The sequence below is a fragment of the Methylopila musalis genome (assembly GCF_042679725.1).
Taxonomy (GTDB): domain Bacteria; phylum Pseudomonadota; class Alphaproteobacteria; order Rhizobiales; family Methylopilaceae; genus Methylopila; species Methylopila musalis.
The window spans coordinates 1-7,685 of record NZ_JBHTMX010000137.1 but is presented as its reverse complement, the minus strand read 5'-3'; the positions used below and the strand labels follow the sequence as shown (position 1 = coordinate 7,685).

Below are 7,685 nucleotides of genomic sequence, written 5' to 3'. Positions count from 1 at the left end.
CGCCGCGGCGAGGGGGCCTTCCGGCAGCTCCAGCCGGGCCGGGGGCCCGTCCGCGTCGCGGGTCAGGCGCAGCCGCCCGGTGGTGGAGACCGCCTCGCGCAGCTGCTCGAGCGGCCAGCGCGCGAGCAGACGCCCGTCCGGGGCCTGCACGGCGAGATCGAGCCCGGACAGCGTCACATGCACGTCCTGCCGACGGCTGGTGAGGCCGTCGAAGAACACGCCGGTGCCGCTGCCGCTCGTCACGCCGTCCGCTCCCTCAGAAGCCTGCTCCGAAGTCGAGCGCGTCGGCGACGCCCTCGCCGAACGCGTTCGCCGGCTGGTCCGGCGACTGCGCGGCCACCAGCGAGCCGAGGCCCGCCAGCGTCACGCTCTCGAACCCCTTCTTCCACAACGGCCGCACCACGTACAGCTGCCACAACGCGGCGTAGCCGAGCAGGGTCGACAGATAGGTGATCCCGGTGAAGACCAGCGCCGGCGTCCCGCTCTGGCGCAGCGCCGCCGTTCCGCCCAGCGCCGCTCCGACGATGGCGAACAGGATCGCGGTCGCGATCGAGAACAGCAGCGTCGCCAGCGCGAAGCCGAGATAGGTCTTCAGGAAGGCGAAGGCGCTGAGATCGGACTGGGCGGAGGCGGGGCCCACATGCAGGCCGTTCGCCCACCACCGGAACTCCACCGCCTGATAGATCGTGATGAGCGTGAAGGCGAGCGGCGCGGCCGCGACGAAGAACAGGATGGTCAGCCAGCCGGCGCGGCCCATGTCCACGGCGCTCTGCGCCTCGCTCGCCGCGAAGCCGATCAGCGCCGCCGCCGGCGCGACCACGAGCAGCGCCAGCAGCAGCCAGAACAGCACGCCCTTGCGGAACAGCTCGCCGCCGGTGGCGGTGAAGCGGCCCTGCTGGTCGCCGAACCAGGTGTGGTTCACCTTGTAGCGCTCAAGGCTCGCGCGCATGAACGGATAGGCGAGGCCGAGGGTGACGAGCGTCAGCAGGCCCCAGCCGAAGCTCAGGCCGGCGTAGGTCCAGCCCGAGCCGGTCTGCCCCAGCCGCACCCCGCGCCACAGCGTGCGCGACAGGCGGTAGCGGCGGGCGCGGTAGAGCGCGTACTGCACCAGGAACAGCAGGCCGAACGTGTAGACGAGCTGGACCGCCACCTGCACGAACGGATCGCCGGAGAAGCTCAGCAGCGCGATCAAAACGTTCAGCGGAATGAGCACCGCGAGCGCGATCAGGAAGCCGAGGAACAGCTCCATGCCGCGGCCGGTGTATTCGAGCGCGTCGCCGTCGATCTCGGTGCGCCCCCACAGGAAGCGGCGGATGTTGGTCTGGTACCAGAAGCGGTAGACGCCGAGCGTCACCAGCGTCAGCACGAGCCCCTTCAGCACAAGCGGGCGCATGTCCTGCACCGGGCCGTGAAACTGCGGGCGGACGCCCCCTGCGGCATGGAAATCGGTCAACCAAAGCCCCCTTGGCTACGCGCGACGGTTGCACCTCATAGATCACGAAATCGGGGGCGAGGCGAGAGGGCGCGGCGGACGGGCCGCCGCGCCCCGGAGTTTCTTGGCGCGCTGAGCGGCGCTCAGTCCTTCTGGGTGTAGCCGCCGTTCTTGAACTCGTAGAACACGTAGCCCGCGACGGTCGGATCGCCCTTGGGGTCGAACTTCACGTCGCCGACCACGGTCTTGAAGGTCTGCTTGTTCAGTTCGGCCAGCACCGACTCGGTCTCGGTGGACTTCGCCGCCGTGGCGGCCGCGGCGTAGATCTGGATCGTGGCGTAGGTGTAGAGCGTGTAGCCTTCCGGATCGAAGTTCTTGGCCTTGAACTTCTCCACCACGCCGGCCGCCGTCGGCAGCTTGCGCTGGTCGGGTGCGAAGGTGAACAGCGAGCCCTCGCCGCCCTTGCCGGTGATGGCGAGGAAGTCGTTGTTGGCCAGCGCGTCGCCCCCGATCAGCACCGCGTTCAGGCCCTGCTCGCGCATCTGGCGCACGATCAGGCCGCCCTCGGTGTGGTAGCCGCCGAGATAGACCACGTCGACGCCGCTCTGCTTCAGCTTGGAGACCAGCGCGGAATAGTCCTTCTCGCCCGCGGTGATGGCCTCGTAGAGCGTCTCCTTGCCGCCGGCGTCCTTCAGCGCCTTCAGAGTCTCGTCGGCGATGCCCTTGCCGTAGGCCGACTTGTCGTGAAGGATCGCGACCTTCTTGTCCTTGAAGTTCTGCGCGATGTAGGCGCCGGCGACGGCGCCCTGCTGGTCGTCGCGGCCGCAGACACGGAATATGGTCGGTCCGGCGCGCTTGTCGGTGAAGACCGGGTTGGTGGAGCCCGGCGAGATCTGGATGATGTTCTCCTCCGCATAGACCGCGGAGGCCGGGATCGACGAGCCCGAACAGTAGTGGCCCGCCACGAAGGACACGCCGTCGCCCGCGAGCTGGTTCGCCACGTTCACCGCCTGCTTCGGATCGCAGGCGTCGTCGGCGACCTTGAGCACCACCTTCTCGCCGTTGATGCCGCCGGCGGCGTTGATGTCCTCGACCGCCTGCTCGGCGCCGTGGCGCATCTGCGCGCCGACGACGGCGTTGCTGCCCGTCATTGGGCCGGCGACGGCGATGGTGACGTCCGCGTAGGCCGGGGCGGCCAGAACCACGGCGAGGCCGGCGACGAGGCCGGCGACGAGACGCTTCTTCATGCGCAGTTCTCCCAAGCTCCGGGCCGAGCCCGTTGGTTCACGCCGACGCGGGCTTCGCCCGCCGGAACGCCACGCCGGCGTCATGCGCCGGATTTCTTGCGCCAGCCAAAGGGGCCGGCGCGCTCAAAGATCCAGTCGTATTGCCGCGTCATCTGCGCGGCCATGCGCGTGCGGTGGCCGGCGAGCGCCAGCACGACCAGAATCGCGAGATCGACCAGAAAGAACTGCGCCGTCAGCAGGCTGCCGCTGAACAGCGCGTAATGGATGAAGCGCACGGCGCCCGCGAGCGGCAGCATCCACAGCGCCGCCTTCCACGCCGGCTCCCAGGATGTGGCGATCGCCCGGCCCGCCATCCACGCCGCGCCCCCGCCCAGCACGCCGGTCACGAACAGGAACTCCGCAAGCGAGATTTCCCAGATCAGGCCCATGGCGACGCTCCGGGTGAGGCCGCTTTGGAGCGGACGGCGCTCTGCTTCTTGTCCCGGCCTTGAGCCGGGACCCAGAACCGCACACGTTTCAAAGCCTGCCCCGACCGCAACGCCCGCATCCGACGCGTCGGCGTTTCTGGGTCCCGGCTCAAGGCCGGGACAAGGGAAGGCGAGCCCGACACGCGGGAGAGGGGGGCGTCGAAACCCGCGCCCATCAGTGCCGCCCTCCCTCGAGATAGGCGGCGCGGACCTCTTCCCGCTCCAGCAGCTCCCGGCCGCCGCCGGACAGGGTGATGCGGCCGTTGACCATGACGTAGCCGCGATGGGCGAGCTTCAGGGCGTGGTAGGCGTTCTGCTCCACCAGGAACACGGTCAGGCCCTCGGTGCGGTTCAGGTCCCGGATCACGGAGAAGATCTGCTTCACGATCAGCGGCGCGAGGCCGAGCGAGGGCTCGTCCAGCAGCAGCAGCCGGGGCCGGCTCATCAGCGCGCGGGCGATGGCGAGCATCTGCTGCTCGCCGCCGGACAGGGTGCCGCCGCGCTGGCCTGCGCGCTCCTTCAGCCGGGGGAAGACCGCGAACATGCGCTCGAGGTCCTCGTCGTAATGGGCGTAGCCGGTCACGGCCGCGCCCATCTGCAGGTTTTCGAGCACCGTCATGCGCGGGAAGATGCGCCGCCCTTCCGGCGACTGCGCCAGCTTCATGCGGGCGATGGCGTGGGTGGGCGCGCGGGTGATGTCCTCGCCCGCGAACACGATCCGCCCGTCCCGCGCCTGGGGCGCGCCGAAGATGGTCATCATCAGCGTGGACTTGCCGGCGCCGTTGGCGCCGATCAGCGTGACGATCTCGCCTTCGCCCACCTCCACGTCCACGCCCTTCAGCGCGGCGATGGCGCCGTAATAGGCGGTGACGCCTTCGATCGAGAGCAGGGGCGCGCTCACGAGACGGCCTCCTCGATCTCGCGCTCCACCTCGTCCACCTCCTCGTCCTCGACGCCGAGATAGGCGGCGATCACCTTGGGGTCCTCGCGCACCGCGCGGGGGGCTCCGTCGGAGATCTTCTTGCCGTAGTCGAGCACGATGACATGGTCGGAAATCTCCATCACCACGCTCATGTCGTGCTCGATCAGCAGCAGGGCGGTTCCGTCCCGGTCGCGGATGGAGCGCAGCAGCGCGTTCAGCTCCAGCGACTCGCGCGGGTTGAGGCCGGCGGCCGGCTCGTCGAGGCAGAGCAGGGCGGGGTCGGTGCACATGGCGCGGGCGATCTCCAGCCGGCGCTGGTCGCCATAGGGCAGGTCGGCGGCGGGATCGTCGGCGCGGTCGATCAGGTCGATGCGCTCCAGCCAGGCCTTCGCCTTGTCGATCGCGGTCCTCTCCGCCGCGCCGAAGCCGCCGATCCCGAGCACGCCGAGCAGGGTGAAGCCCGAGGCCTTCATCAGCGGCGCGTGCTGGGCCACCAGCAGGTTTTCGAGCACCGTCATTCCGCCGAACAGACGGATGTTCTGGAACGTGCGGGCGACGCCCGCGGTGCGGGAGATCTGGTGGTCGCGCAGGCGCTCCAGCAGGAAGCGGCCTGTGGCGGACTGGAGCGTCAGGCGCCCGACCGTCGGCTTGTAGAAACCGGTGATGCAGTTGAACACCGTGGTCTTGCCGGCGCCGTTCGGGCCGATCAGCGCGGTGATCTCGCCCCATTTCACGTCGAAGGACACGTCGTTCACGGCGGTCAGGCCGCCGAAGCGCATGGTCAGCCGCTCCACCCGCAGCAGCACGTCGCCGGGCAGGGCCGGGGCGTCGTCGTGGCGGATGGTCATCCGTGGCCCTCCTGCACCAGCGCGCCCGAGATCGCCTTCTTCTCCTTGAGAAAGACGGTGGGCGAGCGCGACGACACCAGCCCGCGCGGCCGCCAGACCATGATCAGCACCATCACCAGCCCGAAGGTGATCATGCGGAAGTCGCTGAACTCGCGGAACAGCTCGAAGCCGCCGATCATCACCACGGCCGCCACCGCCACGCCGAACTGGGAGCCCATGCCGCCCAGCACGACGATGGCGAGGATCAGCGCGCTCTCCATGAACACGAAGCTCTCGGGGCTGATGAAGCCCTGCCGCGTCGCGAAGAACGAGCCGGCGAAGCCCGCGAACATGGCGCCGAGCGCGAAGGCGGTCAGCTTGGTGTTGACGGTGTTGATGCCGAGCGAGCGGCAGGCGATCTCGTCCTCGCGCAAGGCCTCCCAGGCGCGGCCGATGGGCAGGCGACGCAGCCGGATGGTGACGAGATTGGTGATGAGCGCGAGCGCGAGGATCAGGTAGTACAGGAACAGGATGCGGTGCAGCGGCGAGTAGGTCAGCCCGAAGGTGGCGGCGAAGCCGTCCGGGCCGCGGTCGAAGTCGATGCCGAAGAAGCTCGGGCGGGGGATGCCGGACACGCCGTTCGGCCCGCCGGTGACCCAGTACCAGTTCAGGAGCACGATGCGGATGATCTCGCCGAAGGCGAGCGTGACGATGGCGAGATAGTCGCCCCTCAGCCGCAGCACGGGGAAGCCCAGCAGCACGCCCCAGAACGCCGCGAGGATGCCCGCGAGCGGGAGGCAGATCCAGAACGACAGCCCGAAATGCTGGGCGAGCAGGGCGTAGGAATAGGCCCCGACCGCGTAGAACGCCACGTAGCCGAGATCGAGCAGGCCGGCGAGACCGACCACGATGTTCAGGCCCCAGCCCAGCATGACGTAGGTCAGCACCAGGATGCCGAGGTCGATGGCGTAGCGCTCGGTGAAGGGCAGCAGCGGCATCACGATCGCGAACAGGATTGCGAGCGGGCCGAGATATTTCGCGGTGCGCGACAGCGCGGCCTCGAGCTTCGGCGGCACGGCGAGCGCGCTCTTGCGCCGGCCCGGCCGCCACAGCGTCAGATTGAGCAGCAGCCGCCCGACGAACACCGTCGCGACCGCGATCGCGACCCGGTCCCAATGGGGGACGAGCCCCATGCCGGCCTGGGTCTGGGTGGTGACGAGGCCGAGCATGGGCAGCGCGAGGCCGAGCGCGATCAGCGCCGAGAGCCCCGCGTCCTTCACCGCGGGGCCGAGCGTGGAGGGCGCGGCGGCGGAGGCGGCGGGAACGGCCATCAGACCTTCTCGACCTCGGGCCGTCCGAGCAGACCGGAGGGCAGGAAGATCAGCACGATGGCGAGGATCGAGAACGCCGCCACGTCCTTGTACTCGACCGAGAAATAGGCCGACCAGAAGGTTTCGATCAGCCCGATCAGCAGGCCGCCCAGCATGGCGCCCGGCAGCGACCCGATGCCGCCGAGCACGGCGGCGGTGAAGGCTTTCACCCCGGCGACGAAGCCGATGTAGAAGTCGATCACGCCGTAATAGAGCAGGTACATCAGCCCCGCGACCGAGGCGAGCGCCGCGCCCATGACGAAGGTGAGCGAGATGGTGCGGTCCACGTCCACGCCGAGCAGCGCCGCCATCTTGCGGTCCTGCTCGCAGGCGCGCTGGGCGCGGCCGAGCGAGGTCTTGGTCACCAGCAGCGTGAAGCCGGTCATGATCGCGATGGTGGCGCCGACGATCATGATCTGCACGTAGGACACGTTCACGATGAAGCCGTCGGCGGCGCCGAACTGGAAGCCGCCGGGCGCCACCGGCTGCAGCGGCTTCACGCGGGCGCCCTGCGCCTGCTGCACGAAGTTCTGCAGGAAGATCGACATGCCGATCGCCGAGATCAGCGGCGCCAGCCGGAACGAGCCGCGCAGCGGCCGGTAGGCGATACGCTCCACCGTCCAGCCATAGAGCGCGGTCAGCGCCATGGCGACCAGCAGCACGATGAGCAGCGCCAGCGGGACGAAGGTGATCCCGATCGCCACCAGCGCCAGATAGACGATCAGCGCGAGGAAGGCGCCCACCATGAACACGTCGCCATGGGCGAAGTTGATCATGCCGATGATGCCGTAAACCATCGTGTAGCCGATGGCGATGAGCCCGTAGATCGAGCCCAGGGTGACGCCGTTGATGAGCTGCTGGAGGAAATATTCCATGCGCGCCGCGTCTGGCTCCGGTTCTTAGTCGGGGGGTCGAGCGTCCGCGGGCGTCCGGGCCAGAGGGAGGCGGCAGCCTGAAAAATAGGCCTGCCTCCGCGCTGGGCGAAGCGCCCGTGACTCAAGTCTTAGCGCGGGCGGCGCCGACCGACAACGCGCAACCGCCCGCGGCGACGCATGAGCCCGGTCGTCCCCGAGACGGCCTCATTCCGTCCGTAAGCCTCGCCTGCCGCGGAGAATCGCGGCGCTCGCTCCCGTCGGCGTGTCGGGCTATGACGGAAGCGCGATGCGCCGCCGTTCCCGTTTCACGGGGATGCGGGCGTCGACTCGAGAGGACGCGTGGCGTGAGGGTTGTCTGGAGTCTGTCCGTGGCCGCGGCGCTTCTGGCGCCGGCGCACGCGCGCGCCCAAGGGCCGACGGTGGAGCTGGGCGCGGCGTTTCGCGAGGCCTTCGCCGGCGTGGACGCCTGCGTGGTGATGCGGGACGTGGCGGCGGGCGTGCAGGTCGCCGGGACCGTCGAGACCGCCTGCGGCCGTCGCCGGAAG

The 7,685-nt window shown here is 69.4% G+C and carries 8 protein-coding genes; all 8 read right to left on the bottom strand.

Going from position 1 to position 7,685, the window contains the following annotated elements; translation table 11 throughout:
* Window positions 1–243: DUF7092 domain-containing protein (locus ACFQ4O_RS12945; RefSeq protein WP_449289001.1), on the bottom strand; the 243-nt coding region annotated here is incomplete at its 3' end.
* Between the two features lie 13 nt (window positions 244–256).
* The gene (locus ACFQ4O_RS12940; protein ID WP_378776109.1) at window positions 257–1,453 is read right to left on the bottom strand and encodes a YjgN family protein; all 1,197 of its coding nucleotides are present in this window, start codon (window positions 1,451–1,453) and stop codon (window positions 257–259) included.
* A gap of 122 nt (window positions 1,454–1,575) precedes the next feature.
* Entirely contained in the window at window positions 1,576–2,679 is a 1,104-nt protein-coding gene (locus ACFQ4O_RS12935) for a branched-chain amino acid ABC transporter substrate-binding protein (RefSeq protein ID WP_378776108.1), read from the bottom strand.
* Window positions 2,680–2,759: 80 nt separating this feature from the next.
* Window positions 2,760–3,107, bottom strand: a complete 348-nt coding sequence (locus ACFQ4O_RS12930; protein WP_378776107.1) for a DUF6867 family protein — start codon at window positions 3,105–3,107, stop codon at window positions 2,760–2,762.
* A gap of 214 nt (window positions 3,108–3,321) precedes the next feature.
* Window positions 3,322–4,047, bottom strand: coding sequence for an ABC transporter ATP-binding protein (locus ACFQ4O_RS12925; protein ID WP_378776106.1), 726 nt, complete (start codon window positions 4,045–4,047; stop codon window positions 3,322–3,324).
* Window positions 4,044–4,916 carry an ABC transporter ATP-binding protein gene (locus ACFQ4O_RS12920; RefSeq protein ID WP_378776105.1) on the bottom strand — a complete coding sequence of 291 codons (873 nt, stop codon included), beginning with the start codon at window positions 4,914–4,916 and terminating at the stop codon, window positions 4,044–4,046. The genes ACFQ4O_RS12925 and ACFQ4O_RS12920 overlap by 4 nt, the downstream gene beginning before the upstream one ends.
* Window positions 4,913–6,226, bottom strand: coding sequence for a high-affinity branched-chain amino acid ABC transporter permease LivM (gene livM / locus ACFQ4O_RS12915; RefSeq protein ID WP_378776104.1), 1,314 nt, complete (start codon window positions 6,224–6,226; stop codon window positions 4,913–4,915). The genes ACFQ4O_RS12920 and livM overlap by 4 nt, the downstream gene beginning before the upstream one ends.
* The gene (locus tag ACFQ4O_RS12910; RefSeq protein ID WP_378776103.1) at window positions 6,226–7,140 is read right to left on the bottom strand and encodes an ABC transporter permease subunit; all 915 of its coding nucleotides are present in this window, start codon (window positions 7,138–7,140) and stop codon (window positions 6,226–6,228) included. The genes livM and ACFQ4O_RS12910 overlap by 1 nt, the downstream gene beginning before the upstream one ends.
* Window positions 7,141–7,685: the final 545 nt, after the last annotated feature.